This is a genomic window from Kitasatospora phosalacinea, assembly GCF_030268885.1.
GTDB lineage: Bacteria > Actinomycetota > Actinomycetes > Streptomycetales > Streptomycetaceae > Kitasatospora > Kitasatospora phosalacinea_C.
In genome coordinates this window covers 1-268 of sequence record NZ_BSSA01000139.1, presented here as the reverse complement: position 1 = coordinate 268, position 268 = coordinate 1, and the positions used below count along the sequence as shown (strand labels likewise).

Genomic DNA, 268 nt, shown 5'->3' with positions numbered 1-268 from the left:
TGAGTCCCCGACATTACTCGCTGGCAACACAGAACAAGGGTTGCGCTCGTTGCGGGACTTAACCCAACATCTCACGACACGAGCTGACGACAACCATGCACCACCTGTACACCGACCACAAGGGGGCGCCCATCTCTGGACGTTTCCGGTGTATGTCAAGCCTTGGTAAGGTTCTTCGCGTTGCGTCGAATTAAGCCACATGCTCCGCTGCTTGTGCGGGCCCCCGTCAATTCCTTTGAGTTTTAGCCTTGCGGCCGTACTCCCCAGG

General features: G+C 57.1%; 1 rRNA gene. It reads right to left on the bottom strand.

What is annotated here, in order from left to right:
* Nucleotides 1-268: ribosomal RNA gene (locus QSK52_RS39270) — 16S ribosomal RNA — on the bottom strand; the annotation flags it as partial.